The sequence below is a fragment of the Streptomyces sp. NPDC002588 genome, from assembly GCF_040295925.1.
Lineage (GTDB): Bacteria > Actinomycetota > Actinomycetes > Streptomycetales > Streptomycetaceae > Streptomyces.
This window is the reverse complement of the sequence record NZ_JBEOWF010000043.1, coordinates 40,588-60,437: the sequence shown is the minus strand read 5'-3', so window position 1 is coordinate 60,437 and position 19,850 is coordinate 40,588. Positions and strand designations below refer to the sequence as shown.

Sequence of the window (19,850 nt, the reverse complement as noted above, 5' to 3'; positions counted from 1 at the left end):
GGACGGACGGAGGGAAGGCTTCAGGCGCCTTCCACCCTATTGCCTCCACCACCCCGGCTGGTCACCGCCGGGCCCGTCGCGCGGAGGACGATCACCCCGCGTCCGGCATGGCCCGCCCCGCTCTCCTGCCGTCCGGGTCGTCGCCGTCCTGCCGGGGCTGAGGCAGGACCGGCTGGAGGACCAGCATGCGCTCGACGAGGCGGACGAACATCGCCACGTCGCGGATCAGGTCGTCGGCGTCCCGGCGGCCGGCGGCGCCCGGGATGCCCGCCTCGGCCCGGGCGCGGCGCCCGGCCCCGGAGGCGAACAGGGCGCTCCACTCGGTCAGTTCGGGAGCGATCTCGGGGAGCACTTCCCAGGCGCTCCGGATGCGCGCCCGCCGCCGGGGCGAGGGGTCGGGCCGGCCACGCGCGGCGAGCACCGCGGCGGCGGTGCGCAGGGCCGCGAGGTGGGCCGTGGCGTAACGCTCGTTGGGCGTTTCGAGGACGGCTGCCTCCTCCAGACCCGCGCGGGCCTGGGCGAGCAGGTCGAGGGCGGCGGGCGGTGCCGTGGTGCGGCGCAGCACGGGGTGGACGTCGCTCGCCGGGCCGGTCAGTGAGGGGGCAGGGCCGGTGGCGCGGCGCCGGTGTGCGGCGGCTGCGTGGTGACTGGCCATGACGAACCTCCTGTCGTCGGTGTGACGGCACGACCTGTCCGGTGGTGCCGTATGTGCCCATCGTGAGGTATGCCACTGACAATCCGTTCTGACCTGGGCTTTTGCTTCGATCGAAGGTTCGGGTTAGTTTTTGCACTGACCAGTCAGTTCAAAAACTTTCGACGGCAGGGGGGATCGTGGACGGCGTCCGCATCACCGCCGAGGGCTTCGGCCTTCAGGGACCTCGCGGCTGGGCGTTCCGGGGCGTCGGCGTCGACGCGGAGCCCGGCTCGCTGATCGCGGTCGAGGGGCCGTCCGGCTCCGGCCGCACGAGTCTGCTGCTCGCCCTCACGGGCCGGATGAAGGCCACCGAGGGGACGGCGGGCGTCGGCACGGCACGGCTGCCGAAACAGCTCGCGGCCGTGCGCCGGGTCAGCGCCCTCGCCCATGTCGCCGGGGTCACCGACCTCGACCCGGCCCTCACCGTCGGCGAGCACCTGCGCGAACGGGCGCTGTTGCAACGGCGGTTCGGCGGCTCGGTACGGGAACTCCTGCGCCCGCGCGCGGAGCGGGCCGCGGGGGCGCGGCTGCGCATCGACACCGCGCTGACCGCTGCCGGGCTCGAAGCCGAGACCCTGCCCAAGGGCACCCGGACCGCCGTACGCGATCTGGAGCGGACCGAGACGCTGCGTCTGTCGGTGGCCCTGGCGCTCGTCGGACGGCCGGCGCTGCTCGGGGTCGACGACGCCGACCTGAAGCTCTCCGACGCCGAACGCGCCGAGGTCTGGACCCTGTTGAGGTCCGTCGCCGAGTCCGGGACCACCGTCCTGGCCGTGTGCGCCGAGGCCCCCGAGGACACCGTCGTCGTGTCCACCCGTACGACCGCCGAGAGCGACGAGGAGGAGAAGACCGATGCGCTCGCCGAAACTCGCCGCGCTTGAACTGCGCCGCTTCGGCCGGGGGAAGCTCCCGAGGGCCGCGCTGGTCGCGCTCCTGCTGCTGCCCCTGCTGTACGGCGCGCTGTACCTGTGGTCGTTCTGGGACCCGTACGGCCGGCTCGACCGCATCCCCGTCGCGCTGGTGAACGACGACAGGGGGGCGACCGCGGACGGGAAGCGGATCACTGCGGGCGACGACATCACCGAGGGACTGCTCGACAGCGAGGTCTTCGACTGGCACGAGGTGAGCGCCGAGCAGGCACGCGCGGGCATGGAGGACGGGACGTACTACCTGTCGCTGACCATGCCGGCCGACCTCAGCAGACGGATCGCCTCCAACGCGGGCGACTCCCCCCGGACGGGCGCCCTCCAGGTGCGCACCGACGACGCGAACAACTACATCGTCGGGCAGATCTCACGGACGGTCTTCAGCGAGGTGCGCACGGCGGCCTCCACCAAGGCGTCACGGTCGTTCCTGGACAAGATCTTCGTCTCGTTCTCCGACATCCACGGCGCGACCGCGAGGGCCGCCGACGGCGCGGACGACCTCGAGGGCGGGATCGGCAAGGCCGAGAAGGGCTCCAAGGACCTCGCCGACGGACTGAAGGACGCCCGGAAGGGCAGCGGCTCGCTGGCCACGGGACTGGAGAAGCTCGACAAGGGCGCGGGCACCCTGCAGACCGGCACCCAGCAGGTCGCGGACGGCACCCGGACACTCGCCGACAAGGTGAACGGGGTCGCCGCCAGGGTGGGCCCCTTCCTCGAGGGCGAGGAGAAGGCCATCGGGGACACCGCCCGGCTGGTCGCCGACTCCGCCGGCGTGGTCCGGGACAACCTCGACACCCTGGTCAAGGCCGCGCCGACGGCCGCCAAGGGCGCGCACACCGCCTCCGACGCCCTCGCCGCCGTCTACACGGCACGCTGCGAGACCCCGGTGCTGCCCGACCCGGCCTGCGCCGACCTGAAGAAGGCCGGGGACACCGCCGCCGACGTCGCCGCGGTCGCGGACGACCTCGACACGCTGATCGCCGACCAGGACGGCGACCTGAGGACCATGCGCACCCGCCTCGGCACGCTCCAGCAGCAGGCCCTGGCCCTCGCCGACCGGGCACCGCACCTCTCCGAGGACCTCGACGACGCCGTCACCCGGATCAACGCCCTCGACGCGGGCGCCAGGAAGGTCGCCGCGGGAGCGAAGGAGCTGCACACCGGCCTCGGCACCGCCCGCGCCGGCGCCACCGACCTGAACGAGGGCGTCGGCAGGCTCGAGACGGGCGCCGAGGACCTCAGCGGCGGCATGTACAAGCTCTCCGACGGCTCCGGGAAACTCGCCGCCGGACTCCACGACGGCGCCGAGCGGATCCCCGACTACGACGAGCGGGAGCGCGACGCGCGCACCGGCGTCATGGCCGACCCCGTGCGCCTCGCCTCCCAGGACCTGCACAAGGCGGCCAACTACGGCACCGGTTTCGCCCCGTACTTCATCCCGCTGTCGCTGTGGGTGGGCGCGATGGTGGCGTACATGCTGATCCCGCCGATGAACCGGCGCGCGCTCGCCACGGGCGCCCCGGCCTGGCGGATCGCGCTGGCGGGCTGGCTGCCGGTGGTCGCGATCGGCGTGCTGCAGACGACGGCGCTGATGGCGGTCCTGCACTGGGCGATCGGCCTGGAGATGGCCCGCGCGGCCGGGACGGTGGGTTTCCTGTTCCTGGTGACGGCGTGCTTCGCGGCGCTCGTGCAGTGGCTGGGCGCCCGCTTCGGCCCGGCGGGCAGGATCCTCGTCCTGGCCCTGCTGATGCTCCAGCTCACCTCGGCGGGCGGCACCTACCCGGTGCAGACCAGCCCCGGCTTCTTCAACGCCGTCCATCCGTACCTGCCGATGAGTTACGTCGTCGAGGCGCTGCGCAGGCTCATCACGGGCGGCGGCCTCGAACCGGTGTGGCACGCGTGCGTGGTGCTCGTCGCCTTCACGGCTGGCGCCCTCGCGCTGACCGCCCTGGCGGCGCGCCGCCGCCAGGTGTGGACCCTGGACCGGCTGCACCCGGAGCTGAGCCTGTGAAGATCCGGCGTACGGGAGGTCGGGTTCCTGTGACAATCGACGTCATGGAAAGCAGCACCACGTCGGGCGGCCGCACCCGCCGCGAGGCCACCCGGCAGAAGCTCTACGAGGCGGCCGTCACACTCATCGCCGAGCAGGGCTTCTCCGCCACCACGGTGGACGAGATCGCCGAGCGGGCCGGCGTCGCGAAGGGCACCGTCTACTACAACTTCGCCAGCAAGTCGGTCCTCTTCGAGGAGTTGCTGAGACACGGCGTCGGCCTGCTCACCGCCTCCCTGCGGGAGGCCGCCGAGCACACCGCGCGCGAGGGCGGCAGCAGGGTCGACGCCCTCGACGCGATGGTCCGCGCGGGCCTCGTCTTCATCGAGCGCTACCCGTCCTTCACCCAGCTGTACGTGGCCGAGCTGTGGCGCACCAACCGGACCTGGCAGTCCACGCTCATGGTGGTGCGGCAGCAGGCGGTGGCCGTCGTCGAGGGCGTGCTGCGCGAGGGCGTCGAAAGCGGCGAGTTCAGCGAGGACATCGACGTCCAGCTGACCGCGTCCGCGCTGGTCGGCATGGTCCTGGTGGCCGCCCTGGACTGGCAGGCCTTCCAGCCGGAACGCTCCCTGGACGACGTCCACGCGGCGCTGTCGCGGCTGCTCCAGGGGCGGGTGAGCGGCGGCCGCTGAGCGGTGGGAACGCAGAAGCGCCGGTCCGCTGTGGCCGCGTCCCCCGCGGGCCACCCCGAACCGGCGCCTCCTTCTGCTCCCCCGTTCCCCCCGATCCCCGTTCCCCCCGATCCCCCGTTTCCCCCGATCGGTCGTTCACCCGGGACCCCCGTGCCTCGCTCCCGCCGAACCGAACGAACCGGCCGGCGGAAGGAGCGGATCGAGGGCCGCTCCGTTCCGGCGCCCCGTGTCGCCGGTGCCGGAGCCGCGCCCCTTTCCGTGCCTCCACTCTCCCGTTCGCGCAGGCCCGCCCCCATCCGCGCGTGTACTCAACTCCCTGCCTAGGTACGTGTACTCAGACCTGCGTGCTCAACCCCACGACTCCGCACGGCCCTCTGGTCACGAACGCGTCCGTGTCCGTACTCCCCGGGGTGAGCGGGATCTTCGCGGTGTTCCACCCGGGTGCGGCGGCGGGAGGAGCGGCGGCTCTCCCGTCCGCCGGGAGTCCCGCCGGGCTGACGGCGTCACTGTCGGTGGCGGCCGATAAAGTCGCGGGCATGGCACGGATTGCGGTGATCGGCGCCGGGATGGGCGCGCTGGCGACCGCCGCCCGGCTGGCCGTCGTGGGCCACCGGGTGGCGGTGTACGAGCGTACGGAGACGTACGGCGGAGCGGTGCGCCGCTTCGAGCGGGACGGCTTCGGCTTCGACACCGGGCCGGGGATCCTCCCCCTGCCCGCGGTCTACCGGGACCTGTTCGTCAAGACCGGCAAGGAGCCGCTGGAGGCCTGCGTCGAGCTGGTCCAGGTCGACCCGTCGTCCCGGCAGGTCTTCGCGGACGGCACCGAGGTGTCCCTGCCGAACGCCTCGCGCGCGGGTGTCGTCTCGGCCCTGGACGCCGGACTGGGCCCGGGCGCCGGACAGCGCTGGGGCGACTTCCTGGTCCGGGCCCGCGAGGCCTGGGACCGCACCCGCCGCCCGCTGCTGGAGGAGCCCCAGTGGCCGAACTGGTCGGTGCTGGCGGAGCGTGAGCCCTATCCGGCGGTCCCGCACAAGCGCCTGCTGCGCACACGCCGGGCCGGCACGCTCGCCGAGGTCGGCGCCTGGGAACTGCGCGATCCCCGGCTGGCCGCCCTGTTGGAGGGGCACGCGCTCGCGTACGGGCTGGATCCCCGGACCGCCCCGGCGAGCGCGGCCGTACTGCCGTACATGGAGCACGCCTTCGGCACCTGGTATGTGCGCGGCGGCATCCGCGAGCTGGCCCGGGCGGTGTACGAGCGCTGTCTGGCCCGCCGGGTCGAGTTCGTGTTCGGCGCCGAGGTGGCCCGGGTGCTGGAGAAGGACGGCCGGGCGACGGGCGTGGAGCTGAGCGGCGGCGAGGTGGTGGAGGCGGACTTCGTGGTCGCGCCCGGCAGCGCGCCGGGGCTTCCGGTCCGCGGCGAGGCCGAGGTCGCCCCTCAGCGGGGCCTGCCCAGCCGGCTGACGGTGCTGCTCGCGCTGAGCGGTGGCCGCCCGGAGGGGACCGTGCACCGCACGGTGGTGCACACCCAGGACCGCGAAGGCGAGCTGGAGAGCCTGTTCGGTGCGGCGCCGGGGGTGCCCGAGCGGCCGACGGTCACGGTGCTGCGGCCCGACGACCCGGCCCTGGTGCCGGACGACGGCCATGAGGCGGTCACGCTCAGTGCCGTGGTCCCGGCCGGCGCGGAGATACGCGAGGAGCACGTGGAGGCGCTGGTGTCGGCCGCCGAGCGGGCCGTACCGGGACTGCGGGAGCGCGTGCTGTGGCGTGCCGTGCGCACCCCCGCCGACATCGCGCGGGAGACCGGCGCGGCGGGCGGGTCCGTGCCGGCACCGGCGCTGGCCGCGGCCGGGGGCCGGCTGCTGCACCCGGCGAACTCCACGTCCCTGCAGGGCCTGTTCACGGCCGGAGGCTGGTCGCACCCGGGCGGCGGGCTGCCGCACGCGGGCATGTCGGGCGCGCTGGTGGCCGGACTCGTGGTGGAGGGACCGGAGTTCCGGGGCTCGCAGTGAGCGGTGAGCGGTAGGCGGCGAGCGGTGAGCGCGGCGAACCGCCTGTGAGAACCGATACTGCGCGCGTCAGAACCGGTACTGGTCGTCGTAGCCGTTGCCCTGGCCCTGCTGCCCCTGCTGCCCTTGCTGTCCCTCGCCCTGGTACGGGTACTGCTGCTCGGGCGGCAGGTCGGTGCCGAACGGGTCGTCGGTGTTGCGCTGTTGCGGGACCCATACCCCGCCGGCCGGGGTCTCGCCGTAGCCGCCGGTGCCGTACTGGTCCTGACCGTAGCCCTGCTGCCCGTACTGCTGCTGGCCGTAGCCGGCGTCGTAGGAGCCCCCGCCGTAGGTCTGGGTGCCGATGTACGGGTCGGAGTAGGCGGCGTACTGCTGCTCACCGGTGGTGTCGTAGCCGTACTGCTGCTGGTTGTACCCGGAGTAGCCGTCGTAGCCGTAGGTCTGGTCGGCGCCCTGGGCGGCCGTCGCGTACTGGTCCTGGGACTGGCCGGTGGCGGCGGCGTAGGCCGCGTCGCTGTATATGCCGTACGCGTTGGTGTCGTCGGGCATGGGCTGCGGCTCGTAGACCTGGGTGGTCTCGGCGGCGGAGGGCTGGGTGCCCCGGGCGGCCGGGGCGAAGACGTCGTCGCGGTCGAAGTCGTCGTCGGCGTAGGGGCCCTTGGCGGCGTAGGAGTCCGGGTCCTGGCCGTAGGCCGGGGCCTCGCCGCCGAAAGCGGTCCCGTCGTCGTAGGCCGCCTCGCCCGCCTGGGGGCCGGGGCCGTCCAGGGACGGGTCGTGGTCGTCTGCGTCCTGGCCCTTGCCGCGGCGGCGCCCCGGCAGCGCGGCCTGACCGTCACCGTCATTGCGCCGGACGGCCCAGCCCTCGGCGAAGCCGCGGCGGAACGACAGGGTGACGTAGGTCTGGCCGACCGCGAAGGCGACAGCGCCCAGCCCGATGACGATGACCGACGGGATCAGGACACCGAGCACCACGCCGAGGAAACCGACGAACGCGAGCAGCCGCCAGCGCAGTCGTGCCTTGTACTGCAGCAGCACCTCGCCGAGCAGCCACAGCGCGACGATGCCGAACGCGATGTAGAGGACCGTCCAGCCCATGTACGCCCCTCTCCCAGTGGCCGCTACGCAGTGTGTCTTATGTGGGTGCGACCGGTCTAGGCCTGCGGCGGGTGGTGCAGACCCAGGTTCTCGTAGATTTCCAGCGTCGCCGTGGAGTTGTTGAGCGTGATGAAGTGCAGCCCGGGCACTCCCTCGGCCAGCAGCCGTGCGCAGAACTCCGTGGCAAAGTCGATACCAATGGAGCGTACAGCGGCCGCATCGTCTTTGGCTGTGAGGATCCGCTCTTTGAGCTCGGCCGGGAAGTGGGCGTTGCTGAGCTTGGGCAGCCTTTCCAGCATCTTCACACTCGTCACCGGCAGGATCTCGGGGATGACCGGGGTCGCACAGCCGGCCGCCGCCACCCGGTCACGCAGCCGCAGGTAGGACTCGGGCTGGAAGAACATCTGGGTGATGGCGTAGTCCGCGCCGGCCCGGCACTTGTCGACGAAGTGCTCGACGTCCCTGTCCCAGTCGCTGGAGCGCGGGTGCATCTCGGGGAAGGCGGCGACGCCCACGCAGAAGTCGCCCGCCTCCTTGATGAGCCGGACGAGTTCGGCGGCGTAGGTGAGGCCCCGCGGGTGCGGGACCCATTCGCCCATCGGGTCGCCCGGCGGGTCGCCGCGCACGGCGAGGATGTTGCGGATCCCGGCGTCGGCGTACTGGCCGATGATGTTGCGCAGCTCGGCGACGGAGTGGTCCACGGCGGTGAGGTGCGCGACCGGCGTGAGCGTGGTGTCGACGACGATCTGCTGGGTCTCCTTGACCGTGGTCGTCCGGGTCGAGCCGCCGGCGCCGTACGTCACCGAGACGAAGTCCGGGGCGACCGCCTCGACCCTGCGCAGCGCGTTCCACAGGCTCCGCTCACCCTTGGGCGTCTTCGGCGCGGCGAACTCAAACGAGTACGTCGTCTTGCCGGTCTCCAGGATGTCGCGCACGGTGCGTGCGCGGTCCGTCCGGGTGGATGCGGTTCCAAAGGCCATACCCGCAGGTTAACCAGGGGGCGACGGTCACCCAACCGAACGTGGGGCATTTGCCCGAATTGTCGGCCTGTTTGTCCACCCTTCGGACAGGCGTTCCGGCCGGAAACCGCCCCGCCGGTCAGAGCTGACGCAGCCGCTTCGTGAACTCCGCGGCCGCGGCTCCCGGGTCGTCCGCCTCGGTGATCGCGCGCACGACCACCACCCGGCGGGCGCCCACGTCGAGCACCTCGTCGAGGTTGGCGAGGTCGATGCCGCCGATGGCGAACCAGGGGCGGTCGGTGCCCAGGGCGGCGGTGGAGCGGACCAGACCGAGGCCGGGGGCGGGCCGGCCGGGCTTGGTGGGGGTGGGCCAGCACGGGCCGGTGCAGAAGTAGTCCACGCCCTCCTGGACGGCGGCGGCGCGGGCCTCCGCGTCGGAGTGGGTGGAGCGGCCCATCAGGACGTCGTCACCGAGGAGGGCGCGGGCCGCGGGGACGGGCAGGTCGCCCTGGCCGAGGTGGAGGACGTCGGCGCGGGCGGCATGGGCGACGTCCGCCCGGTCGTTCACCGCGAGCAGCTTTCCGTGCCGGGCGCAGGCGTCGGCGAACACCTCGAGGTGTTCCAGTTCCTCGGCGGCCTCGATGCCCTTGTCGCGCAGCTGCACGATGTCGACACCGCCGGCGAGGACCGCGTCCAGGAACTCCGGAAGGTCTCCCTGGCGGGTGCGGGCGTCCGTGCACAGGTAGAGGCGGGCGTCGGCGAGGCGGCCGCGGGCGGTGTCAGGCATACGAAGGTCCCCCAGGGAGGTGCGCACGGGGGCGTCGGGCCCCCGTGCACCGGGTGTCGGCTCTGCTGTGCTGGTCAGACGGCGAGCGCCTGGGCGCGGCGCTTCACCTCCGTGCCGCGATTCTCGCTGAGGGCCTGCGCGGGGGTGCCGGGCAGGCTCTCGTCGGGGGTGAAGAGCCACTCCAGCATCTCCTCGTCGGAGAAGCCGTCGTCCCGCAGGAGCGTCAGGGTCCCGGACAGGCCCTTGACGACCTTGTCCCCGTCGATGAAGGCGGCGGGGACGTGCAGCGCACGATTCTCCCCGCGGCGTACGGCGATGAGCTGGCCCTCCTTGACCAGCTGCCGGACGCGCGTCACGTCGACATCGAGCATTTCCGCGATGTCGGGCAGCGTGAGCCAGGCGGGGACGAGAGCATCGATCTTTGCGTCAATCTCGGTCACGACAACAAGCCTGCCATCTGCCACTGACAGTCGGAAGCCGGACGGGCCGTCCCCGCTACGCGATGGCCGCCTTCAGCGGTCGCGCCGGGTCCGCGAGCAGCCGCGGATCCATGGGCGTGCCGGCCTCGATCAGGCGCCTTCCCTGGGCGAGGTCGCGCGGCCGGCCCACGGCCAGCAGGGCCATCAGGCGGTCCCCGCGCAGCCAGCACACGGTCCAGGCCGGTCCGGTCGGGTCGCCGCGCCACAGGAGCGTGTCGGCGGCGGCGTGGTGGCCGGCGTACTGGACGAAGCGGCCGAACTGTTCGGACCAGAAGTACGGGACCGGGTCGTAGACCACCGGGGGCTCGTCGGTGGCGGCGCCGAGGATGTTCGCGGCGACCGTGCGCGGCCCCTGGAGGGCGTTGTCCCAGTGGTGGACGAGCAGCCGCTCGCCGTACCGTCCCGAGGGGAAGGAGGCGCAGTCGCCGACCGCGTACACGTCCGGCACGGAGGTGCGCAGACGGTCGTCGGCCACCACCTCGCGGTGGGCGCCCAGCTCGACGCCGGAACCGGCCAGCCAGGCGGTGGCGGGGCGGGCGCCGATGCCGACCACGACGGCGCCGGCGGGCAGCCGGGAGCCGTCGTCCAGGACGACCGCGCCGGGCTCGACGGCCGCCACGCGCGCGTGGGTGCGCAGAACGATGCCGCTGTCGGCGTACCAGGAGGTCATCGGGGCGGCGACCTCGGCGGGCAGGGCGCCTGCGAGGGGCCGGTCGGCGGCCTCCACGACGGTGACCGCGCAGCCCGCCTCGCGCGCGGCGGTGGCGAACTCCGCGCCGATCCAGCCGGCGCCGACGACCACGATGTCGTGCTGGCGGGCGAGCACCGGCCGCAGCCGCTCGGCGTCGTCGAGGGTGCGCAGCAGATGGACGCCGGGCACGCCCTCGGCGCCGGGCAGCCGGACCGGTTCGGCGCCGGTGGCGAGGACGAGGATGTCGTACGGGACGGGGCCGGCCTCGGTGTCCACCTCGTGGTCGGCGGGGCGCAGCCCGAGCACCTCGCGGCCGAGCACCAGCTCGATGCCGAGGCTCTCGAAGTCGACGTCGAAGGCGGAGCCCTCCGCCTTGCCGAGCAGGACGGCCTTGGAGAGCGGTGGCCGGTCGTAGGGCTGGTGGGGTTCGGCACCGATCAGTGTGACGTCGCCGTCGTAGCCCTGTTCGCGCAGCGCGACCGCGGTCTGTACACCGGCCATCCCCGCGCCGACGACGACCACCCGCCGCCCGCCCGGCCTGTCTTCTCCCTGCGTCTGCTCGCTCACCTGATCACCATAGACAACTGACGAAGAGTCAGTCAGTGGTCTGCGCCGTGACCTGCTCCACAACGCTCGTACCGCTGCCCTCCTGCGACTCCCACGCCCAGGTCTCGTCCAGGCGCACCCGCCCGTCGGGCAGTTCGACGACGGTCGAGACGCAGTGCCCGGCGGACGTCGACCCGTCGTGCTTCAGCTGGACGTACCGGAAGTCGAGCCGGTCTCCCTCCCGGGTACCCACCAGATGCCCGCGTACGACGTCGCCGCCCGCGTAGTCGGCCCAGATCACACCGTCGCGCTCGTGGTACGTGAAGCGGGTGCGGGTGCCGACCTGGCCCGGCGCCTGGTCGGTGACGGGGGCGAGGACGAGACCGTCGAGCGAACGCGGCACGGGCGGAGGCTCCCTTACTGAGGCATACGGCGTCGGGCTAGGGTGGCCCCAGTAGAGCACTCGCGGGAGCCCGGACGCACCGGGCTGAGAGGGAGGCTGGCGGCCTCCGACCGTACGAACCTGATCCGGGTCATGCCGGCGAAGGGAGGGGCTGGACGCCCATGTCGCGTACACGCACAGCAGACGTCCTCGTCGTGGGGGGCGGGATCATCGGGCTGGTCACGGCGTGGCGGGCCGCGCAGCGCGGGTTCGCCGTCACGGTGGTGGACCCCGAGCCGGGCGGCGGGGCCGCTCGGGTGGCGGCCGGGATGCTGGCCGCGGTCACCGAACTGCACCACGGCGAGCAGACCCTGCTCGGTCTGAACCTGGCCTCGGCCCGCCGCTATCCGGAGTTCGCGGCGGAGCTGACGGAGGTGACCGGCCAGGATCTCGGCTACCGCCGGTGCGGCACGCTCGCGGTCGCGCTGGACGCCGACGACCGTGCCCATCTGCGCGAACTGCACGCGTTGCAGGCGCAGTCGGGGCTCGAGTCGGAGTGGCTCGCGGGACGGGACTGCCGGCGTCTGGAGCCGATGCTCGCACCCGGCGTGCGGGGCGGGCTCCGTGTCGACGGCGACCACCAGATCGATCCCCGGCGGCTGGCCGACGCGCTCGTCGTCGCCTGCGAGCGGACGGGCGTGGTCTTCCACCGGGCGTGGGCCGAACGGCTCTCCGTGGCGGGCGAGCGGGCCGCGGGGGTCGTGACGCGTGCGGGTGCCGCCCTGGACGCCGGGCAGGTGGTGCTGGCGGCGGGGAGCCTGAGCGGGCGGCTCGCGGGCGTCCCGCAGGACGTGCTGCCGCCGGTGCGGCCGGTGAAGGGGCAGGTGCTGCGGCTGACCGTGCCGCCCGCTCACGCGCCGTTCCTGAGCCGGACCGTACGGGCCGTGGTGCGCGGCAGCCAGGTCTACCTGGTGCCGCGGGAGAACGGTGAGCTGGTCGTGGGCGCGACGAGCGAGGAACTGGGCTGGGACACGACGGTGACGGCGGGGGGCGTGTACGAGCTGCTGCGGGACGCGCACGAGCTGGTGCCGGGGATCACCGAGCTGCCGCTGACGGAGACGCGCGCGGGGCTGCGGCCGGGCTCACCGGACAACGCGCCGCTGCTCGGGCCGACGGAACTGGACGGGCTGCTGCTGGCGACCGGGCACCACCGCAACGGGGTACTGCTGACGCCGGTGACCGGGGACGCCATGGCGCACGCCCTGGTCACCGGTGAACTCCCCGAAGAGGTCCGCCCCTTCACTCCGCGGCGCTTCGGTGCCGCCGTCCTCACGGAGCAGCCCGCGTGAACATCTCGGTGAACGGTGAGCGGCGGGTGGTCGCTCCCGGTACGGCCCTCGACAGCGTCGTACGGTCTTTGTCGCCGGCGCCCTCCGGAGTGGCCGCCGCGCTGAACGAAACCGTCGTCCCGCGCGCGGAGTGGTCCGCGACGGCCCTCGCCGACGGCGATCGTGTGGAAGTCCTGACCGCCGTGCAGGGAGGCTGAGCGCCATGGCCGACGATCCCCTGGTTCTCGGGGACACGACCTTCTCGTCCCGTCTGATCATGGGTACGGGGGGCGCTCCCAGCCTCGAGGTGCTGGAGCGGGCGCTCGTGGCGTCCGGGACGGAGCTGACGACGGTCGCGATGCGGCGGGTGAACCCCTCGGTGCACGGCTCCGTGCTGTCCGTGCTCCAGCGGCTGGGCATCCGGGTGCTGCCGAACACGGCGGGGTGCTACACGGCCGGCGAGGCGGTGCTGACGGCCCGGCTGGCGCGGGAGGCTCTCGGGACCTCGCTGGTCAAACTGGAGGTCATCGCCGACGAGCGGACGCTGCTGCCGGATCCGGTGGAGCTGCTGGAGGCGGCGGAGACGCTGGTGGACGACGGGTTCACGGTGTTGCCGTACACGAACGACGATCCTGTGCTGGCGCGGAAGCTGGAGGACGTCGGCTGCGCCGCGGTCATGCCGCTCGGGTCGCCCATCGGCTCCGGCCTGGGCATCCGCAACCCCCACAACTTCCAGCTGATCGTGGAGCACGCGCGGGTGCCCGTGATTCTGGACGCCGGGGCCGGTACGGCGTCGGACGTGGCACTGGCGATGGAGCTGGGCTGTGCGGGGGTGATGCTGGCCTCGGCGGTGACGCGGGCGGCGGATCCCGAGCTGATGGCGTCGGCGATGCGGGCGGGCGTGGAGGCGGGCAGGCTGGCCCGCCTGGCGGGACGCATCCCCCGGCGCTACTTCGCCGAGGCGTCGTCTCCCGCGGAGGGCCTGGCCAGCCTGGATCCGGAGCGCCCGGCGTTCTGACCCCGCGCTCCGGCGTGTGGCGCGTCACAGGTCGGCTGCAGTCCTGCTCCGAAGGGGTGGAAGCCGGGGTGCTGTCAGTCGTGGCTCGTAGACTCGCTGCGTGGACACGACCCTTCAGGACCCTCTGATCGGGCAGGTGCTCGACGGTCGGTACCGCGTCGACGCGCGGATCGCGGTGGGCGGGATGGCCACGGTCTACCGGGCCGTGGACACCCGCCTCGACCGCGTGCTCGCGCTCAAGGTGATGCATCCGGCGCTCGCGGCCGACGGGTCGTTCGTCGAGCGGTTCATCCGGGAGGCCAAGTCCGTCGCGAGGCTCGCCCACCCCAATGTCGTACAGGTGTTCGACCAGGGGACGGACGGGTCGTATGTGTATCTCGCCATGGAGTACATCGCCGGCTGCACCCTGCGTGACGTGCTGCGCGAGCGGGGCGCCCTGCAGCCGAGGGCCGCGCTCGACATCCTGGAGCCGGTGCTCGCCGCGCTCGGCGCCGCACACCGGGCCGGGTTCGTCCACCGGGACATGAAGCCGGAGAACGTGCTGATAGGGGACGACGGCCGGGTCAAGGTCGCCGACTTCGGACTCGTGCGCTCCGTGGACACGGTGACCAGTACGACCGGCGCCGTGCTCGGCACGGTCTCCTATCTCGCCCCGGAGCAGATCGAGCAGCCCGGCGCCGCCGACCCCCGGGTCGACGTCTACGCGTGCGGTGTCGTGCTCTACGAGATGCTCACCGGTGAGAAGCCGCACGACGGCGACTCCCCCGCGATCGTGCTCTACAAGCACCTGCACGAAACGGTCCCGCCGCCGTCGGCCGCCGTACCCGGCCTGGCGTTCGAGCTGGACGAGCTCGTGGCCGCCGCCACCGCCCGCACCCCGGACCTCCGGCCGGTCGACGCCGTCGCGCTGCTCGGGCAGGCCCGGGAGGCGCGGGGCGCGCTGAGCGAGGAGCAGCTGGACGCCGTACCCCCGCAGGCGGTGTCCGCCGAGCACGACAACCGTGAGGACCGGACGAGCGTCATTCCGCGCTCGTTGACCGTGCCGCGGCTGCTGCCGGTCAACGAGGACGAGGCGGGTCGCGGTGGTCACGGCGACCCGTTCAACCGGACCTCCCTGTTGCAGAGCCCGCCGCCCCTGCCGCCCCGGCGCCGTTCCGTGCGGCCCCGTCGTGGACTGGTCGCGCTCGTCACCGTCGTCCTGCTGGTCCTCGGCGTCGGTGCGGGCGTCTGGTACATCAACTCCGGGCAGTTCACCAAGGTCCCGGCGGTGCTCACCCAGACCCAGGCGAGGGCGGAGAAGCGGCTGGAGGCGGCCGGGCTGGAAGTGGGCAGGGTCCGGCACGCCTACAGCGACACCGTGAAGCGCGGCACCGTCATCAGCACCGATCCCGAGCCGGGCGCCCGGATCCGCAAGAACGACTCGGTCACCCTCACCGTCTCCGACGGTCCGCAGACCGTGAAGGTGCCGGACGTGACGGGGTCCCGGCTGGCCAAGGCCAAGGAGCTGCTGAAGTCGGGCGGCCTGGCACCGGGGCTGGTCACCGAGGAGTTCAGCGACGACGTCACCGAGGGCGCCGTGATCAGCACCAGCCCCGCGGCGGGGACCGAGCGCCGCGCGGGCTCGGCGGTCTCCATCGTCGTCAGCAAGGGCAGCCCGATCGACGTGCCGGACGTCACCGGCGAGGACCTGGACGACGCCAAGGCCGAGCTGGAGGAGGCCGGGCTGAAGGTCGAGGTCTCCTCCGAGCAGGTCAACTCCGAGTTCGACAAGGGGCAGGTCGCGGCGCAGACCCCCGAGGCGGACAGCCAGGCCGCCGAGGGTGACACCGTCACGCTGACCCTGTCCAAGGGGCCGGAGATGGTCGAGGTCCCCGACGTGGTCGGCCAGAGCGTCGGCGACGCGAAGAAGTCGCTGAAGGCCGCCGGCTTCGAGGTCGACGAGGACCGCGGGATTCTCGGCCTGTTCGGCGACACGGTGAAGAGCCAGTCGGTGGAAGGCGGAGACACCGCGCCCAAGGGATCGACGATCACGATCACCATCCGGTGACCGGGAGGGGTTGGGGGCATGACACCCTGAACGGGTGAGTCAGCGCCCCCGCCAGAAGTCCCCCTTCCCGTCCCGCAACCCCGTCGGCGGCCATGTCCCCGTGGCCGGCGGACTGCACTCCGTGGGGCTGTCGTACGCCCGTGACCTGCGGGCGGAGACGGTCCAGGTCTTCGTCGCCAACCCGCGCGGCTGGGCCACCCCGGCCGGCAATCCGGCGCAGGACGAGGCGTTCCGGGAGGCCTGTGCGGCGGAGTCGGTCCCGGCGTACGTCCACGCGCCCTATCTGATCAACTTCGGTTCGCACACCGAGGCGACGGTGGAGCGGTCGGTGGAGTCGCTGCGGCACTCGCTGCGCCGGGGGCGGGCGATCGGTGCGCTGGGCGTGGTCGTGCACACCGGGAGCGCGACGGGCGGGCGGGAGCGGTCCGTGGCGTTGAAGCAGGTACGGGAGCACCTGCTGCCGCTGCTGGACGAGCTGACCGAGGACGACGACCCGTTTCTGCTGCTGGAGTCCACCGCCGGGCAGGGGGCCTCGCTCTGCTCCCGGACCTGGGACTTCGGGCCGTACTTCGAGGCGCTGGACGCCCATCCGAAACTCGGCGTCTGCCTCGACACGTGCCATGTCTTCGCCGCCGGACACGACCTGACGGGACCGTCCGGCATGCACGAGACTCTGGATCTGCTGGTGGAGACCGTCGGCGAGGGCCGGCTGAAGCTGATCCACGCCAATGACTCCAAGGACGTGGTCGGCGCGCACAAGGACCGGCACGAGAACATCGGCGCGGGTCACATCGGTGAGGACCCGTTCCGTGCGCTGATGACCCACCCGGCGACGGCGGGCGTCCCGCTGGTCATCGAGACACCCGGCGGCAAGGAGGGCCACGCGGCGGACGTGGAGCGGCTGAAGAAACTCCGGGACGGGTGAGGCGGCTGTCCTCGTTCTCGAACAGCACGTGGGCTCGTCACCGGAGACGGGCGACGAGATCTTGGTGCGGGGCTCAGAGCTCCGGCCCGTCCCCCGGCTCCTCCTGGTAGGAGTACCGCTGTTCCTTCCAGGGGTCGCCGATGTTGTGGTAGCCCCGTTCCTCCCAGAAGCCGCGGCGGTCGGCCGTCATGTACTCGACGCCGCGGACCCACTTGGGGCCCTTCCAGGCGTAGAGGTGGGGGACGACCAGCCGGACCGGGAAGCCGTGCTCGGCGGTGAGCAGTTCGCCGTCCTTGTGGGTGGCGAAGACGGTGCGCTCCGAGGCGAAGTCCGCGAGCCGCAGATTGGAGCTGAAGCCGTACTCCGCCCACACCATCACATGGGTGACGTCGGCGGCGGGCGGCGCGAGGTCCAGGACGGCCCTGGCCGGGATCCCGCCCCACTCGGCGCCGAGCATGCTGAACTTCGTCACACAGTGCAGATCGGCCACCACGGAGGTGTACGGCAGGGCCGTGAACTCCTCGTGGTTCCAGCACCGCTTCCCGCCCTCGGCGGTGGCACCGAACACCCTGAACTCCCAGCGTTCGGGCCGGAACCTCGGTACCGGGCCGTAATGGGTGACGGGCCAGCCCCGCTGCAGTCGCTGTCCCGGCGGGAGCTCGGACGATGCTGCTTCTCCCGTTGCGCGCTCCTCCGGCTGACCCATGTCTCCATCCTGACAGACCCGACACAGTGCACATGACCAGGCATGTACCGCCTTCTGTGGAATCGGGCAACTACTACTAAGCATGGACTAACTTACTAAGTACGCACTTACTGGACGATCTTCGGTGCCGGTGAAATCATGCGGCGGCAACCTCCCCCCATTCCCCCGTCCCGTTCCCCCCAGGCGGAAGGAGCCTCTGCGATGCAGGGCGACCCCGAGGTCATCGAGTTCCTCAACGAGCAGCTCACCGGCGAGCTCACCGCGATCAACCAGTACTTCCTGCACGCCAAGATGCAGGAGAACTTCGGCTGGACGAAGCTCGCGAAGTACACGCGCCACGAGTCCTTCGACGAGATGAAGCACGCGGAGGTGCTCACCGACCGGATCCTGTTCCTGGAGGGGCTGCCGAACTACCAGCGACTGTTCCATGTGCGCGTGGGCCAGACCGTCAAGGAGATGTTCGAGGCCGACCGGCAGGTCGAGGTCGAGGCGATCGACCGGCTGCGGCGCGGCATCAAGGTGATGCGGGAGAAGGGCGACATCACGTCCGCGAACATCTTCGAGGACATCCTGGCCGACGAGGAGCACCACATCGACTACCTCGACACCCAGCTGGAACTGGTGGAGAAGCTCGGCGAGGCCCTCTACATCGCCCAGCTGATCGAGCAGCCGGAGAGCTAGGCCGCTTCTTCCAGCCCTTCCGGTCCCGACAGTTTCGAGAGAACCGCGTCCCTCCGGTCGGCCAGGTCCCGACGGGAGCACGCGCCCCGGCCGAGGATCGCCTGGATACGACGTACACACGAGCCGCAGTCCGTCCCGGCCTTGCAGGCGGAGGCGATCTGGCGGGGTGTGCAGGCGCCGTTGTCCGCATGCTGCTGGACCTGCGCTTCAGTCACTCCGAAGCAGCTGCAGACGTACACGCGGATTCACCTCCCGCCGAGATCGATAAGGCTAACCTAACCTTACCCGGCACTCGGCGACCACAAAAGTGGAGTGGGGCGCGGATCACATACGATCCGCGCCCCACTGTCATGACCGATGCCTACTGGTCCCGGTACATCTCCGCGACGAGGAACGCCAGGTCGAGGGACTGGCTGCGGTTCAGCCGCGGGTCGCAGGCCGTCTCGTAGCGCTGGTGGAGGTCGTCGACGAAGATCTCGTCGCCGCCGCCGACGCACTCGGTGACATCGTCACCGGTGAGCTCGACATGGATGCCGCCCGGATGGGTGCCCAGGCCCTTGTGGACCTCGAAGAAGCCCTTGACCTCGTCGAGCACGTCGTCGAAACGGCGGGTCTTGTGGCCGGAGGCCGCCTCGAAGGTGTTGCCGTGCATCGGGTCGGTCACCCACGCCACCACCGCGCCGGACGCCGTGACCTTCTCGACCAGCTCGGGCAGCTTGTCGCGGACCTTGTCGGCGCCCATGCGGACGATGAAGGTCAGCCGGCCGGGCTCGCGGTCGGGGTCGAGGCGCTCGATGTACTGCAGCGCGTCCTCGGCCGTCGTCGTCGGGCCCAGCTTGATGCCGATCGGGTTACGGATCCGCGAGGCGAACTCGATGTGCGCGTGGTCCAGCTGCCGGGTGCGCTCACCGATCCACACCATGTGCCCGGAGACGTCGTACAGATGCCCGGTGCGGGAGTCGACCCGGGTCAGGGCCGCCTCGTAGTCCAGCAGCAGCGCCTCGTGCGAGGAGTAGAACTCGACGGTCTTGAACTCCTCCGGGTCGGTCCCGCAGGCCCGCATGAAGTTCAGCGCGCTGTCGATCTCGCGCGCCAGCTGCTCGTAGCGCTGGCCGGACGGCGAGGAGCGCACGAAGTCCTGGTTCCAGGCGTGCACCTGGCGCAGGTCGGCGTAGCCGCCGGTGGTGAAGGCGCGCACCAGGTTCAGCGTGGAGGCGGAGGCGTGGTACATCCGCTTCAGGCGCTCGGGGTCCGGGATCCGGGCCGCTTCGGTGAAGTCGAAGCCGTTGACGGAGTCGCCCCGGTACGTCGGCAGGGTCACGCCGTCGCGGGTCTCGGTCGGCTTGGAGCGCGGCTTGGAGTACTGGCCGGCGATCCGGCCGACCTTCACCACGGGCACGGACGCGGCGTACGTCAGCACGGCGCCCATCTGGAGCAGGGTCTTCAGCTTGTTGCGGATGTGGTCGGCCGACACCGCGTCGAAGGCCTCGGCGCAGTCGCCGCCCTGGAGGAGGAACGCCTCTCCCTTGGCGACGGCCGCCATCCGGGCGCGCAGCTGGTCGCACTCGCCCGCGAAGACGAGCGGCGGATACGACTCCAGCTCCGCAACGACTGCGCGCAGAGCCTCGGGGTCGGGGTACTCGGGCTGCTGCGCCGCGGGCAGGTCTCGCCAGGTGTTGCCGGCGCTCGGGCCGGTCTTAGCGTTCACGGTCACGCACTCAACATTACGGGGTCGTGTCGAGTCGTTTTCGCCCGGCTCGACAGGTGAGACGCCCTCCCGCTCAGGTGCGCATGGGGTATGGTGCGTCGCATGTTCGCGCCTTCGACCCGGAATTCGACCCTGAATTCCCTCCGGAACTGGTGGTGGACCGCTCATCCGGCGGCCCACTGACTGCGCG

General features: G+C 72.0%; 21 protein-coding genes and 1 riboswitch. Of the genes, 11 read left to right on the top strand and 10 right to left on the bottom strand.

The window, feature by feature from the left end; genetic code table 11:
* Positions 1-91 precede the first annotated feature (91 nt).
* Positions 92-655 carry an SAV_6107 family HEPN domain-containing protein gene (locus ABT057_RS37580; RefSeq protein WP_352348388.1) on the bottom strand — a complete coding sequence of 188 codons (564 nt, stop codon included), beginning with the start codon at positions 653-655 and terminating at the stop codon, positions 92-94.
* Between the two features lie 176 nt (positions 656-831).
* Here ABT057_RS37580 and ABT057_RS37575 point away from each other — a divergent pair, with 176 nt between their 5' ends.
* The 4 genes from ABT057_RS37575 to ABT057_RS37560 all read left to right on the top strand — a co-directional run bounded on the left by ABT057_RS37575 (position 832) and on the right by ABT057_RS37560 (position 6,311).
* Positions 832-1,575, top strand: a complete 744-nt coding sequence (locus tag ABT057_RS37575) for an ATP-binding cassette domain-containing protein (RefSeq protein WP_352348387.1) — start codon at positions 832-834, stop codon at positions 1,573-1,575.
* Positions 1,547-3,631, top strand: coding sequence for a YhgE/Pip family protein (locus ABT057_RS37570; protein WP_352348386.1), 2,085 nt, complete (start codon positions 1,547-1,549; stop codon positions 3,629-3,631). Before ABT057_RS37575 ends, ABT057_RS37570 begins: the two co-directional genes overlap by 29 nt.
* Before the next feature lie 44 nt (positions 3,632-3,675).
* Positions 3,676-4,302, top strand: a complete 627-nt coding sequence (locus ABT057_RS37565) for a TetR/AcrR family transcriptional regulator (protein ID WP_352348385.1) — start codon at positions 3,676-3,678, stop codon at positions 4,300-4,302.
* 536 nt (positions 4,303-4,838) lie between these two features.
* A complete protein-coding gene (locus tag ABT057_RS37560) occupies positions 4,839-6,311 on the top strand; it encodes a phytoene desaturase family protein (protein ID WP_352348384.1) in 1,473 nt (490 codons plus the stop codon).
* A 66-nt stretch (positions 6,312-6,377) separates the two neighbouring features.
* Here ABT057_RS37560 and ABT057_RS37555 read toward each other — a convergent pair whose 3' ends face one another.
* From ABT057_RS37555 to ABT057_RS37530, 6 genes are all read right to left on the bottom strand, one after another.
* Entirely contained in the window at positions 6,378-7,403 is a 1,026-nt protein-coding gene (locus tag ABT057_RS37555) for an SCO2102 family sporulation regulator (protein ID WP_352348383.1), read from the bottom strand.
* A gap of 56 nt (positions 7,404-7,459) precedes the next feature.
* Positions 7,460-8,383, bottom strand: coding sequence for a methylenetetrahydrofolate reductase [NAD(P)H] (gene metF, locus ABT057_RS37550; protein WP_352348382.1), 924 nt, complete (start codon positions 8,381-8,383; stop codon positions 7,460-7,462).
* 118 nt (positions 8,384-8,501) lie between these two features.
* A complete protein-coding gene (thiE, locus tag ABT057_RS37545; protein ID WP_352348381.1) occupies positions 8,502-9,149 on the bottom strand; it encodes a thiamine phosphate synthase in 648 nt (215 codons plus the stop codon).
* Between the two features lie 74 nt (positions 9,150-9,223).
* Positions 9,224-9,589: an Rv2175c family DNA-binding protein gene (locus tag ABT057_RS37540; RefSeq protein WP_352348380.1), complete on the bottom strand. Its 366-nt coding sequence runs from the start codon at positions 9,587-9,589 to the stop codon at positions 9,224-9,226.
* Between the two features lie 55 nt (positions 9,590-9,644).
* Entirely contained in the window at positions 9,645-10,886 is a 1,242-nt protein-coding gene (locus ABT057_RS37535; RefSeq protein WP_352348379.1) for an NAD(P)/FAD-dependent oxidoreductase, read from the bottom strand.
* A gap of 28 nt (positions 10,887-10,914) precedes the next feature.
* Complete coding sequence (locus ABT057_RS37530) at positions 10,915-11,268, bottom strand: avidin-fold protein (RefSeq protein ID WP_352348378.1); 354 nt, start codon at positions 11,266-11,268, stop codon at positions 10,915-10,917.
* A gap of 52 nt (positions 11,269-11,320) precedes the next feature.
* A riboswitch (TPP riboswitch) is annotated at positions 11,321-11,432 on the top strand.
* Between ABT057_RS37530 and thiO the strand changes: the two genes are divergently transcribed.
* The 5 genes from thiO (at position 11,430) to ABT057_RS37505 (ending at position 16,565) form a co-directional block, all read left to right on the top strand.
* Positions 11,430-12,596 carry a glycine oxidase ThiO gene (thiO, locus tag ABT057_RS37525; protein WP_352348377.1) on the top strand — a complete coding sequence of 389 codons (1,167 nt, stop codon included), beginning with the start codon at positions 11,430-11,432 and terminating at the stop codon, positions 12,594-12,596. (Overlaps the previous riboswitch by 3 nt.)
* Positions 12,593-12,793: a sulfur carrier protein ThiS gene (gene thiS / locus ABT057_RS37520; RefSeq protein ID WP_352348376.1), complete on the top strand. Its 201-nt coding sequence runs from the start codon at positions 12,593-12,595 to the stop codon at positions 12,791-12,793. The genes thiO and thiS overlap by 4 nt, the downstream gene beginning before the upstream one ends.
* Before the next feature lie 5 nt (positions 12,794-12,798).
* Positions 12,799-13,593 carry a thiazole synthase gene (locus ABT057_RS37515; RefSeq protein ID WP_352348375.1) on the top strand — a complete coding sequence of 265 codons (795 nt, stop codon included), beginning with the start codon at positions 12,799-12,801 and terminating at the stop codon, positions 13,591-13,593.
* A 100-nt stretch (positions 13,594-13,693) separates the two neighbouring features.
* Entirely contained in the window at positions 13,694-15,640 is a 1,947-nt protein-coding gene (gene pknB / locus ABT057_RS37510; RefSeq protein WP_352348374.1) for a Stk1 family PASTA domain-containing Ser/Thr kinase, read from the top strand.
* A 34-nt stretch (positions 15,641-15,674) separates the two neighbouring features.
* Positions 15,675-16,565 carry a deoxyribonuclease IV gene (locus ABT057_RS37505; protein WP_352348373.1) on the top strand — a complete coding sequence of 297 codons (891 nt, stop codon included), beginning with the start codon at positions 15,675-15,677 and terminating at the stop codon, positions 16,563-16,565.
* A 73-nt stretch (positions 16,566-16,638) separates the two neighbouring features.
* Here the strand turns inward: ABT057_RS37505 and ABT057_RS37500 are convergent, their stop codons facing one another.
* Entirely contained in the window at positions 16,639-17,271 is a 633-nt protein-coding gene (locus ABT057_RS37500; protein ID WP_352348372.1) for a sulfite oxidase-like oxidoreductase, read from the bottom strand.
* A gap of 201 nt (positions 17,272-17,472) precedes the next feature.
* Here ABT057_RS37500 and bfr point away from each other — a divergent pair, with 201 nt between their 5' ends.
* Complete coding sequence (gene bfr / locus ABT057_RS37495) at positions 17,473-17,952, top strand: bacterioferritin (RefSeq protein ID WP_129309588.1); 480 nt, start codon at positions 17,473-17,475, stop codon at positions 17,950-17,952.
* On the opposite strand, the gene ABT057_RS37490 is transcribed toward bfr, so the two are convergent.
* Positions 17,949-18,191, bottom strand: coding sequence for a (2Fe-2S)-binding protein (locus ABT057_RS37490; RefSeq protein ID WP_352348371.1), 243 nt, complete (start codon positions 18,189-18,191; stop codon positions 17,949-17,951). The genes bfr and ABT057_RS37490 overlap by 4 nt on opposite strands.
* Before the next feature lie 122 nt (positions 18,192-18,313).
* A complete protein-coding gene (locus ABT057_RS37485; RefSeq protein ID WP_352348370.1) occupies positions 18,314-19,666 on the bottom strand; it encodes a class II 3-deoxy-7-phosphoheptulonate synthase in 1,353 nt (450 codons plus the stop codon).
* 84 nt (positions 19,667-19,750) lie between these two features.
* Between ABT057_RS37485 and ABT057_RS37480 the strand changes: the two genes are divergently transcribed.
* Positions 19,751-19,843: a trp operon leader peptide gene (locus ABT057_RS37480; RefSeq protein WP_352348369.1), complete on the top strand. Its 93-nt coding sequence runs from the start codon at positions 19,751-19,753 to the stop codon at positions 19,841-19,843.
* Positions 19,844-19,850 lie beyond the last annotated feature (7 nt).